This is a genomic window from Amycolatopsis sp. lyj-346 (assembly GCF_046548975.1).
Lineage (GTDB): Bacteria > Actinomycetota > Actinomycetes > Mycobacteriales > Pseudonocardiaceae > Amycolatopsis.
The window spans coordinates 423,589-439,793 of record NZ_JAJPWT010000003.1 but is presented as its reverse complement, the minus strand read 5'-3'; the positions used below and the strand labels follow the sequence as shown (position 1 = coordinate 439,793).

Below are 16,205 nucleotides of genomic sequence, written 5' to 3'. Positions count from 1 at the left end.
AAACTGGGAGTCGTCATGACTCCCAGTTCCCCGCGCGCCCAGGTCGACATCGACCTCGACGCGATCCGCCACAACCTCACCCTGCTGGGCGCCCGCGCGCCCGGCTCGCAGGTGATGGCCGTGGTGAAGGCCGACGCCTACGGCCACGGCGCGCTGCCGGTGGCGCGCGCCGCGGTCGAGGCCGGCGCGTCCTGGCTGGGCACCTGCTCGCTCGGCGAGGCCCTCGCCCTGCGGGAAGCCGGCCTCGGGACCCGGCTGTTCAGCTGGCTGGACACCCCGGACGTCGACTTCGCCGCCGGCGTCGAGGCGGACGTCGACCTGGGTACCGGCTCGCTGGGTGAGCTTCGCCGCATCGCGGCCGCCGCGAAACCGGGTACCCGGGCGCGTGTGCACCTCAAAATCGACACCGGGCTCTCGCGCAACGGGTGCCCGCCGTCCGCCTGGGCCGAACTGGTCGAAGCGGCGGCCGCCGAACCGCGGGTCGAAGTCGTCGCGATCTGGTCCCACCTCGCGTGCGCCGACGAGCCGGACCACCCGGCGACCGACCTGCAGGCCAAGCGGTTCGCCGAGGCCTACGACGCCGCCCGCGCCGCCGGGCTCGACCCGATGCGGCACCTGGCGAACTCCGCGGCCCTGCTCACCCGGCCCGACCTGCACTTCGACGTCGTCCGGCCCGGTATCGCCATGTACGGGCTCAACCCGGTGCCGCAGGCCGAAGACCTGCGCCCGGCGATGACGTTCCGGTCCGCGGTCGCGCTGGTCAAGCGCATCGAAGCCGGGGAATCGGTGTCCTACGGGCACACCTGGACCGCGTCACGCGACACGAACCTCGCCCTGGTGCCGGCCGGGTACGCCGACGGCGTCCCGCGTTCCCTTTCCGGCCGGATGGACGTCCTCCTCGGCGGGCAGCGGCGGCCGGTCGCCGGGCGGGTCTGCATGGACCAGCTGGTGGTCGACTGCAGTGACCACGAACCGGCCGTCGGCGACGAGGTCGTCCTGTTCGGCGCGGGGACCCGTGGCGAGCCGACCGCCCGGGAATGGGCCGACAAGCTGGGCACCATCGACTACGAAATCGTCACCTCGATGTACCGGCCGCGGGTGCGGCGCCGGTATCTGGGGGCGCGCTCATGACACCTTCACGTCGACTGCTGGCCATCGCCGGCGGGGTCGGGGCCATCGCCACCGGGACGGCCGCCGCCGCCATCGTCGCCGCGCAGCAGCGGCGGCACAGTGAGGATCCGTACGTGGACGAGCCGCTGGGGGAGCTGAAGCCCGACCGCACTTCGACGGTCGCGGCCGAGGACGGCACGCCGCTTTCGGTCGAGGAGATCGACCCGGAAGACGGCGGCGAACCGGAACTGACCGTCGTGGGAGTGCACGGCTTCGCGCTTTCGCGGCGATGCTGGCATTTCCAGCGTCGCGACCTCGCGTCGCTTCGGCTGCCCCGCGTGCGGCAGGTGTACTTCGACCACCGCAGCCACGGGCTGTCCGGCGCGGCTTCGGCCGAGACGTCGACCATCGAACAGCTGGCACGGGACCTGGACTGCGTGCTGCGGTCCGTGGTGCCGGAGGGGCCCATCGTGCTGATGGGGCACTCGATGGGCGGCATGGTCATCATGGAGCTGGCCGCCGAGTTCCCCGAGCTGTTCGAAGACCGCGTGTGCGCGGTCGCCTTCATCGCGACGGCGGCGGGCGAAGTCGGGGCACGCGGGTTGCCGCGTTCCCTGCTCTCGAAGTACAACCCGCTGACGCGCGCCGCCGGCGGGCTGGCCGGCTGGCAGCCGGGGCTGGTCGAGTTCGTCCGCGCGGCGGGCGGCCAGCTGACGCGGCAGGCCGTGCGCCGGCTGGCGTTCGGCAGCCGCGACGTCGCGCCGCGGCTCGTCGACTTCATGCTCGAAATGCTGGAAGTGACGCCGGTGCGCGGGCTCGTCAACTTCGTCGACACGCTCGGCAGCCACAACCGGTACGCCGCGCTGGCCGGCCTGAAGCACGCGGAAGTGCTGGTCATCGGCGGCGATTCGGACCGGTTCACACCGTTCGCGCACGCCGAGCGGATCGCGGCCGAGCTGCCCGGCGCCGAGCTGGTGCGCGTCCGCGGCGCCGGGCACATGGTCCTGCTCGAGCAGCCCGAGCTGGTGAACAGCCATCTGATCGATCTCCTGCAACGCTGTTCCGGTGCGGACGGCGTGACCTCGTCCCGGCGAACCTGGTGGTGGCAGCGTTGAGTTTCGTGTTCCCGACCCCCGACGACACGATGGAGTTCGGGCGGGCGCTCGGCCGCGTCCTGCGCGCGGGCGACCTGGTGCTCCTGGCTGGGCCGCTCGGCGCGGGCAAGACGACACTGACCCGCGGCATCGCGGACGGCCTCGGCGTCGGCGGCCGCGTGAGCTCCCCGACGTTCGTCCTGGCCCGCGTCCACCCGGCGGGCACCGCGGGCGTGCCGCTGGTGCACGTGGACGCGTACCGCCTAGGCGGCGACCTGTCCCAGCTGGACGACCTGGACCTGGACACCGACCTGGAGCGCTCGGCGATCGTGGTCGAGTGGGGCGAGGGCTCGGCGGAGCGCCTGTCTGACGACTACCTGGTGGTCCGGCTGGACCGCCGCGAGGACGACGTCCGCGAGCTCACCCTGGAGCCGCACGGCACCTGGGCCGACCGCACTCCGGACCTGGTGCGGGCGTAAGTCCGCACCAGGTCCTGTCCTCTGTGGCCGGCCTCAGCCGCCGTTGGACGGCTGGTAGGCCGGTGCCCGGAAGGCCCTGGTGCCGGCGCCCGCGATCTTGTCGACCGCGCGCAGGAACTTCGGCCCCATCTTCGCGGTGGCCTGCCGGACCGGGTGCGTGGCCCCGAAGTCCTCCGGGTTCGCCTGGCCGTGCGCGAACATCGAGTAGATCAACACCGGCTTACCCGCGGCGTCGAACATGATTCCCGCCTCGTTGCGGCCGTCGTTCAGCCAGCCCGCCTTCGTGGCGATCCTCGCCCGGTCGACGGACGACATCTCACGCCGGACACCGTCGGTGAACGCGACCTGCGACCGCAGGATGGACAGCAGGTAATCCGTCGACGCCGGGCTCAGCAACGTGCCCGCGAGCAGCGCCTTCAGCAGGTCGTGGGTCTCGCGCGGAGTGGTCTTGCCGAGGAAGTAGCGGTTCGGGTTGGCCACCGGCGTGACCTGGGTTTTGGGAAAGCCCTTGGTCACCAGGATCTCGTTGATCTCGGCCGCCGGAACCACGAGCCCCACCAGCCGGACGCACGTGTCATCCGAAACAGTGAGGAACAGCGACAGGACGTGCCCCAGCGTGAACGCGCTCGGGTACGCCTTGTCCAGGATGATGATGCCGTCGCCACCCGGCACGACGATGCTCGCCGGCACCTGGACCTGCTGGTCCAGGGTGAGCAGGCCACGGTCGATCTTGTCCATCAAGGCGACCGCGACGGCCACCTTGTTGACGCTGTACGCCTCGACGATCTCGTCGGACGCCACGTCGACGGCCACCTGGCCGGCCACGCTGATGTAGGAGTTCCAGCTGCCGCCTGCCTCAGCGGCCGCGTCGTCGTAGACGCGCTTGACTTTCTGCCTGGCCCGCTCCGGTGTGGCCGGGCTGGCCTCGATGTCTGCTTCCTGCGCGAACGCGGGAGAGCCGGCCAGAATGCTTCCAGCGGCGACAGCGGTTCCCAAACCGAACGCCGCTCGCCTGTTGAGTCGATACCCCATCGCAAGATCCAACCACGGATGGCTGCCGCATTTCTCCCAGCAGTCCTGATCGGACGTCGATCACCGAGCCGGGCTCACGACGGCCCTGGCGACGCCGAGGTCCACCAGGTCCTGTGGCCGCAGGTGCAGCTGGTTGGCGATCTCCGGCACCTCCGCGGCCGGGCGTTTGAGGATCGCCGCCGCGGCCTCCGGTGACGTCACCGAGAAGTAGGCGTCCGGCGTCACCCACGTCGAGCCGGCCGCGGCGAACGCCAGTGCGCCGCCCGAGCCGCCTTCGCCGATCACCAGCGTCGTCACCGGGACCGAGGCCGTCGCCACCGCCTCGAACATCTCCGCGATCGCCCCGCCCGCGCCCGCCTGCTCCGCCGCCGCGTCGTTGGCCGCGCCCGGGGTGTCGACCAGCGTCAGCACCGGGATGCCCAGGCGGGACGCCAGCCGCACGAGACGTGCCGCCGTCCGGAAGCCCGACGGCGAAGCCGCCGTGCCGCACTGGGCCGCGTACGCGATCGTCCGCCCGTCGCGCCAGCCGAAGCCGCACGCGACGCCGGGATCCGTGCCGCCGACGCGGTCGCCGCTGATGTCTTCCCGCCAGTCGAAGTACGCGTCGAGGTACTCCGCCGCCCGGGGCCGCGATGGCGACCGCGCTGCCTGGACCGCCTCCCAGCCCGTCGCGGGCAGGGGAGCGGCCCGCAGCGCGGCAGGCGGCGGTGCCGCGGCCGACGAATGCGCGGTCAGCAACTGCAGCCACCGTTCCAGCGTCGCGCCGAGTTCCTCGGGGGCCACGACGGCGTCGACCTGACCCCAGCCGAAGTGCGCCTCGGCGGTGTAGGCCTCCGGCGAGCCGGGCGGGCGCACCCGCGAGCCCGCGAAGCCGACCTGCGCGTCCGGCAGCGCGAGGATGACGTCGGCGCCCGCGCCGAGCGTCGCCCAGCCGCCGCCGGTCGTCGGGTCGCGCAGCACCGAGATCTGCGGGACGCCCACCGAACGCGTCAACGCCGACGCCCGCGCCACCCGCTGCAGCTGCATCAACGCCCGCATGCCCTGCTGCATCCGGCTGCCGCCGGTGGCGATCAGCGACACCACCGGCAGCCCTACGTCGCGGGCGTGCGCGAAGGCCGCTTCGATCCGGTCGCCGGTGCGCTGCCCGAGCGACCCGCCGAGGAACCCGAACTCGAAGGCGATCAGCACGGCTTCGACGTCGCCGATCTTCGCCGTCCCGCAGACGACCGACTCCTTCTCGCCGGTGCGCTCTTCCGCCGCGGAACGCGCTTCCCGGTAACCCGGCCAGCCGATCGGGCCGTCGGCGGGCTCCTCGCGCAGCGGGGTCGGGAACTCCGTGAAACCGCTTCCGATCGCGCCGACGACCTCGCGCGCCGGCAGCCTAGGCACCGAGCGCCCGCTTCATGACCTTGCCCATGTCGTTGCGCGGCAACGCGTCCAGGTACCGCACGACCCGCGGGCGCTTGTGCGGCGCGAGCAGCTTCGCGACGTGGTCGGCGAGCTCGACGGCGTCCGGCGGCTCGCCGGTCGGCACGATCCACGCGACGATCCGCTCGCCGAGGTCGTCGTCCGGCTCGCCGGTGACGGCCGCTTCGGCGACGCCGGGGTGTTCGATCAGCGCGTTCTCGATCTCGCCCGCGCCGATCTTGTAGCCACCGCTCTTGATCAGGTCGGTCGCCTTGCGCCCGACGATCTTGACGTACCCGTCGGTGTCGCGCGTCGCCATGTCGCCGGTGCGGAACCAGCCACCGTCGAACGCGGCCGCGGTCGCGTCCGGCCGGTTCAGGTACTCGGTGAACAGGTTCGGGCCGCGGACCTGGATCTCGCCGACGGTTTCGACGTCCTCGAGCACTTCGCCCGCGTCGCCGACCAGCCGCAGTTCGACGCCGTGCAGCGGCACGCCGACCGTGCCGGGCTTGCGCTCGCCGTCCGCGCGGACGCTGGTGTTCATCAGCGTCTCCGTCATGCCGTAGCGCTCGACGACCTGCTGGCCGGTGGCCGCGGTGATCCGCTGGTGGTCGTGCACCGGCAGCGCCGCCGACCCGGAGACCAGCAGCCGCGCGCTCTTGAGCGCCGCCGCCAGCGCGGGGTCCGCACCGACCTCGCCGGCGATCCGGTGGTACATCGTCGGGACGCCGAACAGCATCGTGGCGCCGTTCGCCAGTTCCCGTGCGACACCCTCGGTGGAGAACCGGCCGAGGTGGCGCACCGAACCGCCGCGGCGCAGCGGACCGAGGATGCCGAGGATCAGCCCGTGCACGTGGAACAGGGGAAGCGCGTGCACCAGGACGTCGGCGCCGGTCCAGCCCCAGGCGTCCTCCAGCGCGTCCAGTGTGGTCGTGAGCGCCCGGCGGGGGAGCACGACGCCCTTCGGCGGGCCGGTGGTGCCCGAGGTGTAGACGATCAGGGCGGGCGACTCGGCGTCCGGTTCGGCCGGGATGGCCGTGGCCTCGCCGGTGAGCGGGATGTCGCGGCGCGGCAGGGCCGCGAGCCCGGCGGGCAGCTCGGCGCCGGGCTCGGCCAGGACGAGCGCCGGTTCGCTGTCGGCGAGGATGTGGGCGAGCTCGCGTTCGCCGATCTTCGGGTTGAGCGGCACCGCCGGCACCCCGGCGAGCAGCGCGGCGACGACCGCGACGCTCGTGTGCACGGTCGGCGTCGCCCACACCGCCACCCGGCCGGGTGGCAGCTCGCGGGCGAGACCGGCGGCAACGGCGGCGAGGTCGTCGTAGGTCAGAGTGTGGTCGCCGAAGCGCAAGGCTTCCTTCGCGGCACCGGCGACGAGCGTGGGGAACAAGGGGTCGGGCACCGCGGGGACCTCCCAGTGTCGGACTCCAGTGGGACGTTACCGTGCTGATCCGTCCCCTGCAGCAAGCAGCCCAAAGCGCTGGTCGTAGGCTGGGACACCGTGTTGGTACTGGCGATCGATACCTCGACCCCGGCGGTGACAGCGGGCGTCGTCGCGCTGGACGGCGACTCGGTCGAGACGCGCGGTGACCGCGTCACGGTCGACCCCCGCGCCCACGGGGAGCTGATCACGCCGCACGCGCTGGCCGCCGCCGAAGCCGCCGGCGTGACCCTCAAGGACCTCGACGCGATCGTCGCCGGCGTCGGTCCCGGGCCGTTCACCGGCCTGCGTGCCGGGATGGCCACCGCCGCCGCCCTCGGCCACGCACTGGGCATCCCGGTGTACCCGGTCTGCAGCCTCGACGCGCTGGCCGCCGACGTCGCGCCGGGGGAGAACGCTTTCCTCGTGCTGACCGACGCCCGCCGCCGCGAGGTCTACTGGGCCGCCTACGACGCCGCGGGGCAGCGCACCGACGGCCCGCACGTCCAGCGCCCCGCCGACCTCGAGACCGACGTCAAGGTGGCGGCAGGCGACGGCGCGGTCCTCTACGCCGACGTCCTCGGCGTCCGGCCGGTCGAGCCGCGCTTCCCGTCGCCCGCCGGGCTGGTGAAGGCCGCTCGGAGCGCCCTGCTCGCTTCGGCACCGCCGGCCCCGCTGACGCCGTTGTACCTGCGCCGTCCCGACGCCGCCGAGCCCGCCGCGCCGAAACGGGTGACCGCTCCGTGAGACTCGAACCGCTGCGCCGCATGGACATCGCCCGGTGCGTGGAGATCGAGAAGATCCTGTTCCCCGGCGACGACCCGTGGAGCGCCCGCGCCTTCCACTCCGAACTGGACGCGGGCAACTTCTACCTCGCCGCGCGCCCGGACGAGGGCGACGAGCTGCTCGGCTACGCCGGGCTGGCCGTCGTCGGGCGCCGCCGCGGCGAGTACGAGGCGACCGTGCACACCATCGGCGTCGCACCCGAACACCAGGGCCGTGGCATCGGCAAGGCGCTGCTGCAGGCGCTGCTGGTGCGGGCCGACGAGTTCGAGGCACCGGTCTTCCTCGAGGTCCGCACGGACAACACCACCGCGCTCGCCCTGTACGAGCGCCACGGCTTCGAACGGCTCGGCATCCGGAAGCGCTACTACCAGCCCTCCGGCGCCGACGCGTACACGATGGTCCGCCCGGCGCGGACGCGAGACGGGGTGGCGCGCTGATGGCACGCATCATCATGGGCATCGAGAGCTCGTGCGACGAGACCGGCGTCGGCCTGGTCCGCCTGCACGACGACGGCACGGTCGAGCTGCTGGCCGACGAGGTGGCCTCCAGCGTCGAGCAGCACGCCCGCTTCGGCGGTGTGGTGCCCGAGGTCGCCAGCCGCGCCCACCTGGAGGCGATGGTCCCGACCACCTCGCGGGCGTTCGAGAAGGCCGGGCTGTCGATGTCCGATGTGGACGCCATCGCGGTGACCGCCGGGCCGGGCCTGGCGGGCGCGCTGCTCGTCGGCGTCTCGGCGGCGAAGGCGTACGCGACGGCGCTGGACGTGCCGCTGTACGGCGTCAACCACCTGGCCGGGCACATCGCGGTGGACACGCTGCAGCACGGGCCGCTGCCCACGCCGTGCCTGGCGCTGCTGGTCTCCGGCGGGCACACGCAGCTGCTGCGCGTCGACGACATCGCGTCGTCGATCACCGAGCTCGGGTCCACAGTGGACGACGCGGCGGGGGAGGCGTACGACAAGGTCGCGCGCGTGCTCGGCCTGCCGTACCCGGGCGGCCCGCCGATCGACAAGGCGGCCAAGAACGGCAACCCGGCGGCGATCGCGTTCCCCCGCGGCATGACGGGCCCGCGCGACGCTGCGTTTGATTTTTCCTTCTCGGGCTTGAAGACGGCGGTCGCCCGCTGGGTCGAAGGTGCAGCTCGGCGCGGCGAGGAGATTCCGGTGGACGACGTCGCGGCGTCGTTCCAGGAGGCGGTCGCGGACGTGCTGACGGCGAAGGCCATCCGCGCGGCGAAGGAGCAGGGAATCGGCACGATGGTGATTTCCGGCGGTGTGGCGGCGAACTCCCGGCTCAAGGAACTGGCCGCCGAGCGCTGCGCGGCGGCCGGCATCGAGCTGCGGGTTCCTCGGCCGAGGTTGTGCACGGACAACGGCGCGATGATCGCGGCGTTGGGGGCGCACGTGGTGGCGGCGAAGCGTCCGACGACCCGGCTGGACTTCAGCGCTAACCCGGCCTTGCCGGTGAACGTGGTGTCGCTCTAGCTACTGAGCCGGCATTTCCCCGCCACCCCGAAGCCTGATTGTGACTACGGCCGGCGGCACCGCGTCAAGGCGGGAAAGATGCCTTGACCCGGCGCCGCCGGCCGTGTTCTGGCTTCGGATCGGGGTTGCGGGGGGTGTGGGCCGCGTGTTGCGGTCTCCGCGAAGCCGTCGCCACGCTAGGCCGTGAACCGCAGGCGGGTTCCCGCGATGGGCGGCGGGCGTTCGGTCTCGGTGATCCCGCCCGTGGCCACCTCGGCGACGACCGATCGCCACAGGGCGGCCGCGGGTCGGTTGTTCCGGTCGAACGACAGCGTCCACTCGCCGGGGTGGTGGGCGAACAGCAGCCGGGCCGCGCGGCGGGCCACGCCGCGGCGGCGGTGGCCGCGGACCACGAAGAACTCGGCGACGTTCCACGACCCGTCGTCGTCGACGTCGGCGCGCAGCAGGGCGAAGCCGGCCAGCGTGCGGTCGACGGTGATGAAGTACGCCTCGCGGCCGGGCTCGGTGAAGTACGAATCCAGGTAGCGGTAGGTGAACGTGCCGTGCGGGGTGAGGTCGAGGTCGCGGATCTCGGAGAAGTCGTACTGGTAGAGCTGGAGCAGGTTCGCCAGCACCGGCTTGTCCGCCTCGGCGGCGGTCACAAGTTCGACGTCCACGGGCGCCAGTGTCGCCGACCCGGGTGCGGGTCCGCGACCGACTTACGAAGCCGTCGCCGGTGCGGTGGCTCGGACGCCCAGCAGCTCCTCGATCGCCGCGACCGCCAACGCCGCCGCATTTCCCTCGCCGTAGGGGTTCTCCACCTGGGCCGGCTGCAGCTCGCCGCTCAGCAACCGGGCCGCCGTGTCCGCGATGCGCTCGGTATCGGTGCCCGCCGGCCACGCGCACCCGGCCGCCACCACCTCCACGCGCTCGGTCACGTCGCGCAGGACCACCACCGGGGTGCCGAACGTCGGGGCCTCCTCCTGGATGCCGCCCGAATCCGTCAGCACCAGCGACGCCAGCCGCAACGCGCGCACCAGGTCCGGGTACTCCAGCGGGTCCGTCACCGTCACCCGGGGCAGGCCGGCCAGTGCCGCCTCCACCTGGGCGCGGACCTGCGGGTTGGGGTGCGCCGGGAACAGCACCTGGACGTCCGGGTGCTCGGCCACGATCAGCTGCACCGCGGCCAGCGTCCGCTCCAGCGGCTCGCCCCAGGACTCCCGGCGGTGGGACGTCACCAGCACCAGCCGCTCGCCGGCCTCCGCGAGTTCCATCTCCAGCAGCGCCAGCGCCGTGTCACGGGCCGGCAGGTCACGGGCCGCGATCTCCAGCACGGCGTCGACGACCGTGTTGCCCGTGACCGCGATCTGCTGGCGCGCAACGCCTTCCGAGCGCAACGCGGCCGCCGCGCCGAGCGTGGGTGCCAGGTGCAGTGCCGCGATCCGGGACACCATCTGCCGCGCGCCCTCCTCCGGGAACGGCGCCGCCAGGTCGTGGGTGCGCAGCCCGGCTTCCAGGTGGACCACCGGGACGCCCAGCCAGAACGCCGCCAGCGCGCCGGCGAGCGTCGTCGTCGTGTCGCCCTGGACGACCAGCGCGGCCGGCGCGTGGCGGCGGAGCACGTCGTCGAGTGGCGGCAGCATCCCCGCCATCAGCTCGGCCTGGCCGCCGGTCACCCGTGGTGGCACGTCGAGCCACCCGTCCACGGCCAGCCCGAACGGCTCCAGTGCCTGCTCGACCATGCCCGGGTGCTGGCCGCTGTGGACCACGACCGGGCGCAGCACCGGGTGGGCCGCCAGCGCCAGCGCCAGCGGCGCGAGCTTGACGGCTTCCGGCCGCGTCCCGGCCAGCAACATCACGTCCACCTCGCGGTGCCCCTTCTCCACGTCACACATCTTCCAGGAAATTTCCGCCCGCGGGCCGCCGGCGTGCGAGGGGCACACGCCGGCGGCCCGGGTCACCGCCTCAGTCCCGCGCCTGGGAAAGACGGCGGTTGCGGCGGCGGACGGCGATCAGCGCGCCGGTCCCGAGCAGGACCAGGAGCACGCCGACGGCCAGCCACCACCCGATGTCGGCACCGGTGGCGGCGAGGGTGCCGACCCCGCCCCCGGCCACGCCGACGCCCGCGCCCGGCATCTTGTACATCCGGACCTCGCTCAGGCCTGTGCGGTGCGGCGGTGGCGGACGATGCGGGTGCCGACCGGCACCGCGACGGCCGCGAGCAGCCCGAGCCCGATCCAGAGCCCGGCGCCGGACGCCAGCGGCATCGGCGGCGCGGCCGGGCCGCAGGTCGCCGACGACACGATGACGTCACCCGAGCCGAGTGCCTTGAGCCCTTCGCCGAGCAGCTTCACGTGGACGGCGTTCACCGTGAGGCTGCCGTCTTTGTTCTTGATCTGCTCGTTGAGGACGATCGTCGCGACGTTGAGCGCGCCGAGGCCGACCTTGATCTGCGTGTTCGCGGCCGGGGTGGCATCGACCGCGCCGACGCTGCCGAGGTTCGCGCCGACCAGTTTCGTGCTGCCTTCGACGCCCTTCTGCGTTGCGGTGCAGACGGCCTCGACGAGCTTGATGCCGACGTCGCCGAGCGCCGCCTTGAGCAGCGGCAGCCCGACGTCGGCGGTGCTCGCCTTCGCCGTCACCGCACCGGAGTTCTCGTCGCGCTTGGCTTCGGTGTTGATCGCGCCGGCGGTGAGGATGCCGGGGAGGTCGACCTTCGCCAGGCTGCTGCTCGTCGGGCCCGCGGTGTTCGCGGCCGCGAACGGGCCCGCCTTCACCGCGTCCTGGCCGAGCAGCTTGACGTCGGCTTTGACGCCGTAGGCGGACCCGTCGCCGGGGGCCGCCGAAGCGGGGGCCGCGCCGGCGAGCACGACGCTCGCCACGACCGCGGCGAGCAGCCCGCCACGGCGCACGAGGGAGCTCTTCATCAAGTGGTCCTCCGAATTCGCTGGATTGTCCGGGGTTCGCGTGACGGCGGCGCGGATCGAACCGGCTTGCCTCGACTCGGCACGCGGATCGACTATCGCGAAGAGCGAGCCGAATAGCACCAAAAATTTCCCCAATCACCGGATCGGGTAAGTCTCGGCGCTATTTCCGCAGGTCATTTCCGACGTCACTCGGATGGCGTAACAAGTCCGGAGAACGACCAGCCGATTGGGGCGAACTTTCCACCCCTCCGAGTGGAAAGGCGTGACACACATGTCCTACGCTCGCCCGGGGTCCGCGGCTTGGTCGGGAAATCGGCACCGAGAGGAACGTTGTGGCGGTAGCGAGCGCTCCGAACTCAGGAATGACAAGGTTTTCGCTGGTCATGGCGTTGAGTGCGCTGCTGGCGGCGGGTGTCGTGGTGGTGCTGGCCGAGCGGTTCTACCGCGAGCTGGAAGTGCGGCTCGCCGGTACGATCCTCGATCTGTTCACTACATCGGGTGTTTATGTGGCACCCGATCGGGAGTCCGTTTACTTTGGGTTGACCAGTGCTGCTCCGTTCGGGTTGAGAATGACGCCGGAATGTTCTTCGGCGTTCCTTTTGCTCCCGCTGCTCGTTGTGACGATGGTCATGCTGTACTTCCGGCCGTCGAATGCGCGGCGGCTCTTCTTTTCGCTCGGCATTTCCGCGGTCGTCGTCGTACTGGTGAACCAGTTGCGCATTCTGACGATCGTCGGGCTCGTACACCGGTTCGGCACGGACGAGGGCTACTACTGGGGCCACACGCTGCTCGGCTCGATGGTGAGCGTCTTCGGCGGCGCCGTCTCGATCGTCCTCTTCGTCTGGCTGTCCACGCGAAAGAAGCGGGCATGAGCGTCAAGGTCCTGCTGGCGATCACGCAGGCGTTCGCGCTGACGATGAGCGTCGCGTTCCTCGTCTACGTCGTGGTGATCGTGGTGCCGTACCTGCGCCGCAAGCCCGGACCGGTCGGCGACCCGGACGGCTTCACCTGGCACTTCTTCGTGCCGTGCCGTGACGAGCAGACAGTCATCCGCGAGACGGTCCGCTACCTGCGCACCACCTTCCGCCGGGCGCACGTCTGGGTCGTCGACGACGACTCGGAGGACCGCACCGCTCGCGTCGTCCGGATGCTGTGGCGGCGGCACGGCGGCTACGACCCGTACCTGCACCTGGTGCCGCGCGTGCGCCCCGAAGCCCGGACCGGCAAGGGCGACGCGCTGAACGCGGCCTACCGCGCCCTGGACGACTGGATGGGCCCGGCCGCGAGCCGTGACGACGTCGTCGTCGTGGTCGTCGACGCCGACGGCCGCCCGGCGCCGAACTGCCTCGAGGTCTGCGCCGCGCCGCACCTGTTCGGCGACGCGGAGATCGGCGCGGTGCAGCTGGACGTCCGGATGGGCAACGCCGGGACGCCGCCGCCGTCGCGCAACCCGGTGGGCCGCTGGTTCGGCCTCAAGCTCGCGCAGCTGCAGGACCTGGAGTTCCGCACGGCGATCGCGGCCATCCAGACGTCCCGCGGGTTCACCGGCACGATCTCCATGGGCGGCAACGGCCAGTTCACCCGCCTCACCGCGCTGGACTCGATCGCCGGCGATGCCGGACAGCCGTGGCGTGGCTCGCTGCTGGAGGACTTCGAGCTCGGCGTCCACCTGCTCACGGCGGGCTGGCGCACCGGGTTCACCCCGGATTCCCACGTGTCGCAAGAAGGTTTGTACAGCCTGCGGCGGTTCCTCGTGCAGCGCACGCGGTGGGGCCAGGGCACCATGCAGTGCGCCCGCTACCTGCGCCGGATCTGGGATTCACCGCACGTCAGCACCCTCGGCGCGGCGGAAATGATGTACTACCTGGCCCAGCCGTGGCTGCAGCTGCTGGGCTCGCTGCTGTACCCGATCCCGTTCGTGCTGCTGGTGCTCGGCACCGCGGGCGACCCGGCGCAGATGTGGACGTGGTTCACCGGCGGCGCGTGGATCCTGTTCGCCATCTACGGCTCGTTCGGGCTGCTGCCGTTCCTCGTCTGGGGCCCGATCTACCAGCTGAAGTGCTTGCGCAGCAAGAACATCCTGCGCGGGCTGGGCATGGGCTTCGCGTACGCCGCGTACATCTACACCTTCTACGTGACGTCGTGGCGTGCGCTGTTCCGGCTCGTCCGCGGGCGCAACGGCTGGGCGAAGACGCGCCGCAACACCGAGCAGGCGGCCGGGGTGAAGGTCGCGCTCGACGCGTGAGCGCGACCCCCACCCGGCGGGTCAGAACGCCGGCACGATCCGGACGTCGTCGGCCTTGACGAAGGCGATCCGGTGCCCGAACTGGATCTGGACGTACTTGAGCTTGCCCTTCACCACCACGTGGTTCGCCGGGTCGAACGTGGTCGCCCAGTAGTACTCGGAGCCGACCACGCCGCCTGAGGAGTACTTCTGGCCGGCGGAGAGCGTGTACGGCAGTGGCGTGATCGCCTGCACGGTCACGTTCGCCGGGTAGGCCTCCGGCTCGGGGTAGGCGCGGCCGTACACCGGCACGGTCGCGAGGCCGGGCTTCGGCGTCACGACCCAGCCGATCGCGGGCTTCGCGACGCGGGCGTTGCGCGGGTTGTGGAACCAGCCCTTCTGGCCGAGGTACCAGATCGCCGTCCAGTCACCGCGGACTTCGGCGACGGCGTACCGCTGCCCGGTCGCGACGCGGCTGCCGATGTCGGAGACCTCCATCGTGGACGCCGTGCCCTTCGGGTGCAGGCCGACGTCGACCAGCAGCGGCGAGGACCCGGACGGCTCCGAGTGCAGCACGACGGCTTCCGAGCCACGCGGCACGCAGGTGGTGCCGGGGCCGCCGCAGCCGGTGAACGCGGGCTGGTTCTTCGCGAAGTCCGGGTCGATGGTGACCAGCGACGAGCCGGGCAGGCCGAACCCGCCGAGCGGGGCGCCCATCAGGTCGAAGTAGTGCGCCCAGTCCCAGTAGGGGCCCGGGTCCCAGTGCATGCCGGGGATGGTCGCCGGCGTCGTGCCCGGCACGTTGTCGTGGCCGATGATGTGCGCGCGGTCGAGCGGGATGCCGTACTTGCGCGCGAGGTAGCCGACGAGCTTCGCGCTCGTGCGGTACATGGCCTCGGTGTACCAGGTGCCCTTCGCGGCGAAGCCCTCGTGCTCGATGCCGATCGACTTCGCGTTGACGTACCAGTTGCCGGCGTGCCAGGCGACGTCCTTGGTCGGCACGTGCTGCGCGATCAGGCCGTCGGCCGAGCGGATGCTGTAGTGCCAGCTGACGTACGTCGGGTCCTGGACGAGGTCGAGGACGTTGGCCCAGTAGCCCTCGGTGTCGTGGATGACGATGTGGTCGATCTTCTGGCTCGACGGCCGGTTCGCGAGGTCGTGGTTGCCGTAGTCGTCCTTCGGCAGCTGCTGGTACGGCGCGGGGACCGACTCGCAGGTGACCTTGCGGGGGCATTCGACGTTCGGCGGGCTCGTCTCGGCGTGCTGCGGGACGGTCAGGTCCGGCGTCGGGCTCAGCGTGACCTGCTGGCCGTCGTCGGTCGTCCTCGTGACGCCGGTCCTGATGGTGTCGAAGACCTCGTCGGCGAACGTCTGCGCGGCCGCCTGGTCGGCGGAGCCGCTGTAGCGGGCCACCGCGGTGTACCAGTCGCTCGTGCCGGCGTGGTACTTCGCGAGGAGGGCCGCGCCGCCGCGGATGTTCTGGGCGGGGTCGGTGCGCAGCGTTCGTGCGTCGGTTCGGAGGAGTTGCGCGGCCTCGTCGACGGTCTGCAGCGTGGGCGGCGGGGCGGCCGGGCCGGCCTGCGGGTGCGGGGCCGGGCGGGCGTCGTCGCCCCGGGGGTCTTCGGTGCCTTCGTCGTGGTGGGTACCGGCGACCCCGGCTTCGCGGAGGTCGGTGAGGTGCATCGGGCCGTAACCGGCCGACGTGCTGGGTGTGCCCGCGTTGGAATCCCAGCGGGACTCCAGGTAGGAGACGCCGAGGAGGATGTTCTCCGGGACTTCGAACTCGGCTGCCGCCGCGGTGAAGTCGCGTTGGCGCTGGCTCGTGGGGTCGGCGTGTGCCGGGGTGGCCAGGCCGGTGAGGAGGGCGACGGCGGCGGCGATGGCCACCGTTCTCGGGATGGGGCGGGACATGGGCATGAACCCCCAGGGTGCAGGTGCCAGAGGTGAGAACCTAACCAGAAACTCACGCCGGGGGTAAGGGTTGGACCGGGTGGTGTCCCTTGGGGGGTTCCTGCTCCTCGCCGGCGACCGGTCGGCGAGGGAGGTGTAGGGGTGGTGGTCTGCTTGCTCGAGCCGGGCGCCGGGTGAAACCGCCGGTCAGGACACTTGCGGGGGCTTTTTCCCACGTCGGGTGGACCCTCCTTGCACGACTGGCACTCACGTGGCTAGAGTGCTAATTGCACGGCCCGACAGCCCCGGCACCCGCGACGGCGGGGGTGGTAGAGCCGTAACCACATCCTGCCAACGCTTTCGACGACCGTGGAGGT

Annotated in this window: 16 protein-coding genes; 8 read left to right on the top strand and 8 right to left on the bottom strand. The window is 71.9% G+C overall.

Translation table 11 applies throughout. The features are described 5' to 3' along the window. Positions 1 to 15: 15 nt before the first annotated feature. Genes alr through tsaE form a run of 3 tightly spaced genes read left to right on the top strand, consistent with a single transcriptional unit; the run spans position 16 to position 2,683 of the window. On the top strand, positions 16 to 1,131 hold the full coding sequence (gene alr, locus ACLJQE_RS13755) for an alanine racemase (RefSeq protein WP_410639569.1): 1,116 nt from the start codon (positions 16 to 18) through the stop codon (positions 1,129 to 1,131). Continuing rightward, a complete protein-coding gene (locus tag ACLJQE_RS13750; RefSeq protein WP_410639568.1) occupies positions 1,128 to 2,225 on the top strand; it encodes an alpha/beta fold hydrolase in 1,098 nt (365 codons plus the stop codon). The genes alr and ACLJQE_RS13750 overlap by 4 nt, the downstream gene beginning before the upstream one ends. Continuing rightward, the gene (gene tsaE, locus ACLJQE_RS13745) at positions 2,222 to 2,683 is read left to right on the top strand and encodes a tRNA (adenosine(37)-N6)-threonylcarbamoyltransferase complex ATPase subunit type 1 TsaE (RefSeq protein ID WP_410639567.1); all 462 of its coding nucleotides are present in this window, start codon (positions 2,222 to 2,224) and stop codon (positions 2,681 to 2,683) included. Before ACLJQE_RS13750 ends, tsaE begins: the two co-directional genes overlap by 4 nt. A gap of 33 nt (positions 2,684 to 2,716) precedes the next feature. Here tsaE and ACLJQE_RS13740 read toward each other — a convergent pair whose 3' ends face one another. The 3 genes from ACLJQE_RS13740 to ACLJQE_RS13730 all read right to left on the bottom strand — a co-directional run bounded on the left by ACLJQE_RS13740 (position 2,717) and on the right by ACLJQE_RS13730 (position 6,521). Then, entirely contained in the window at positions 2,717 to 3,679 is a 963-nt protein-coding gene (locus tag ACLJQE_RS13740) for a serine hydrolase (protein WP_410639800.1), read from the bottom strand. Positions 3,680 to 3,775: 96 nt separating this feature from the next. Then, positions 3,776 to 5,104 carry a carboxyl transferase domain-containing protein gene (locus ACLJQE_RS13735; protein WP_410639566.1) on the bottom strand — a complete coding sequence of 443 codons (1,329 nt, stop codon included), beginning with the start codon at positions 5,102 to 5,104 and terminating at the stop codon, positions 3,776 to 3,778. Continuing rightward, the gene (locus tag ACLJQE_RS13730) at positions 5,097 to 6,521 is read right to left on the bottom strand and encodes an acyl-CoA synthetase (protein WP_410639565.1); all 1,425 of its coding nucleotides are present in this window, start codon (positions 6,519 to 6,521) and stop codon (positions 5,097 to 5,099) included. Before ACLJQE_RS13730 ends, ACLJQE_RS13735 begins: the two co-directional genes overlap by 8 nt. A gap of 99 nt (positions 6,522 to 6,620) precedes the next feature. Here ACLJQE_RS13730 and tsaB point away from each other — a divergent pair, with 99 nt between their 5' ends. The 3 genes from tsaB to tsaD are packed head-to-tail and all read left to right on the top strand — an operon-like array spanning position 6,621 to position 8,808. Beyond that, positions 6,621 to 7,286, top strand: a complete 666-nt coding sequence (gene tsaB, locus ACLJQE_RS13725; RefSeq protein WP_410639564.1) for a tRNA (adenosine(37)-N6)-threonylcarbamoyltransferase complex dimerization subunit type 1 TsaB — start codon at positions 6,621 to 6,623, stop codon at positions 7,284 to 7,286. Next, positions 7,283 to 7,762 carry a ribosomal protein S18-alanine N-acetyltransferase gene (gene rimI / locus ACLJQE_RS13720; protein ID WP_410639563.1) on the top strand — a complete coding sequence of 160 codons (480 nt, stop codon included), beginning with the start codon at positions 7,283 to 7,285 and terminating at the stop codon, positions 7,760 to 7,762. The genes tsaB and rimI overlap by 4 nt, the downstream gene beginning before the upstream one ends. Further along, on the top strand, positions 7,762 to 8,808 hold the full coding sequence (gene tsaD / locus ACLJQE_RS13715) for a tRNA (adenosine(37)-N6)-threonylcarbamoyltransferase complex transferase subunit TsaD (RefSeq protein WP_410639562.1): 1,047 nt from the start codon (positions 7,762 to 7,764) through the stop codon (positions 8,806 to 8,808). The genes rimI and tsaD overlap by 1 nt, the downstream gene beginning before the upstream one ends. Positions 8,809 to 8,984: 176 nt before the next feature. Here tsaD and ACLJQE_RS13710 read toward each other — a convergent pair whose 3' ends face one another. From ACLJQE_RS13710 to ACLJQE_RS13695, 4 genes are all read right to left on the bottom strand, one after another. Beyond that, positions 8,985 to 9,464, bottom strand: a complete 480-nt coding sequence (locus ACLJQE_RS13710) for a GNAT family N-acetyltransferase (RefSeq protein ID WP_410639561.1) — start codon at positions 9,462 to 9,464, stop codon at positions 8,985 to 8,987. A gap of 42 nt (positions 9,465 to 9,506) precedes the next feature. After that, positions 9,507 to 10,652: a non-hydrolyzing UDP-N-acetylglucosamine 2-epimerase gene (gene wecB / locus ACLJQE_RS13705; protein ID WP_410639799.1), complete on the bottom strand. Its 1,146-nt coding sequence runs from the start codon at positions 10,650 to 10,652 to the stop codon at positions 9,507 to 9,509. A 100-nt stretch (positions 10,653 to 10,752) separates the two neighbouring features. Further along, positions 10,753 to 10,932, bottom strand: coding sequence for an LPXTG cell wall anchor domain-containing protein (locus ACLJQE_RS13700; RefSeq protein ID WP_410639560.1), 180 nt, complete (start codon positions 10,930 to 10,932; stop codon positions 10,753 to 10,755). An 11-nt stretch (positions 10,933 to 10,943) separates the two neighbouring features. Next, positions 10,944 to 11,714, bottom strand: a complete 771-nt coding sequence (locus tag ACLJQE_RS13695) for a choice-of-anchor P family protein (RefSeq protein ID WP_410639559.1) — start codon at positions 11,712 to 11,714, stop codon at positions 10,944 to 10,946. A gap of 383 nt (positions 11,715 to 12,097) precedes the next feature. Here ACLJQE_RS13695 and xrtP point away from each other — a divergent pair, with 383 nt between their 5' ends. Together xrtP and ACLJQE_RS13685 are read left to right on the top strand one after the other, a co-directional pair. Next, on the top strand, positions 12,098 to 12,586 hold the full coding sequence (xrtP, locus tag ACLJQE_RS13690; RefSeq protein WP_410639558.1) for an exosortase P: 489 nt from the start codon (positions 12,098 to 12,100) through the stop codon (positions 12,584 to 12,586). After that, complete coding sequence (locus ACLJQE_RS13685) at positions 12,583 to 13,959, top strand: glycosyltransferase (protein WP_410639557.1); 1,377 nt, start codon at positions 12,583 to 12,585, stop codon at positions 13,957 to 13,959. Before xrtP ends, ACLJQE_RS13685 begins: the two co-directional genes overlap by 4 nt. A 21-nt stretch (positions 13,960 to 13,980) precedes the next feature. On the opposite strand, the gene ACLJQE_RS13680 is transcribed toward ACLJQE_RS13685, so the two are convergent. Further along, complete coding sequence (locus ACLJQE_RS13680) at positions 13,981 to 15,849, bottom strand: N-acetylmuramoyl-L-alanine amidase (protein WP_410639556.1); 1,869 nt, start codon at positions 15,847 to 15,849, stop codon at positions 13,981 to 13,983. Positions 15,850 to 16,205 lie beyond the last annotated feature (356 nt).

Bases quoted from the DNA above. Each gene is read 5' to 3' on its own strand.
- alr (WP_410639569.1), top strand. From the start codon at position 16: ATGACTCCCAGTTCCCCGCGCGCCCAGGTCGACATCGACCTCGACGCG.
- ACLJQE_RS13750 (WP_410639568.1), top strand. From the start codon at position 1,128: ATGACACCTTCACGTCGACTGCTGGCCATCGCCGGCGGGGTCGGGGCC.
- tsaD (WP_410639562.1), top strand. From the start codon at position 7,762: ATGGCACGCATCATCATGGGCATCGAGAGCTCGTGCGACGAGACCGGC.
- ACLJQE_RS13700 (WP_410639560.1), bottom strand. From the start codon at position 10,932: ATGTACAAGATGCCGGGCGCGGGCGTCGGCGTGGCCGGGGGCGGGGTC.
- ACLJQE_RS13695 (WP_410639559.1), bottom strand. From the start codon at position 11,714: ATGAAGAGCTCCCTCGTGCGCCGTGGCGGGCTGCTCGCCGCGGTCGTG.
- xrtP (WP_410639558.1), top strand. From the start codon at position 12,098: ATGGCGTTGAGTGCGCTGCTGGCGGCGGGTGTCGTGGTGGTGCTGGCC.
- ACLJQE_RS13685 (WP_410639557.1), top strand. From the start codon at position 12,583: ATGAGCGTCAAGGTCCTGCTGGCGATCACGCAGGCGTTCGCGCTGACG.
- ACLJQE_RS13680 (WP_410639556.1), bottom strand. From the start codon at position 15,849: ATGTCCCGCCCCATCCCGAGAACGGTGGCCATCGCCGCCGCCGTCGCC.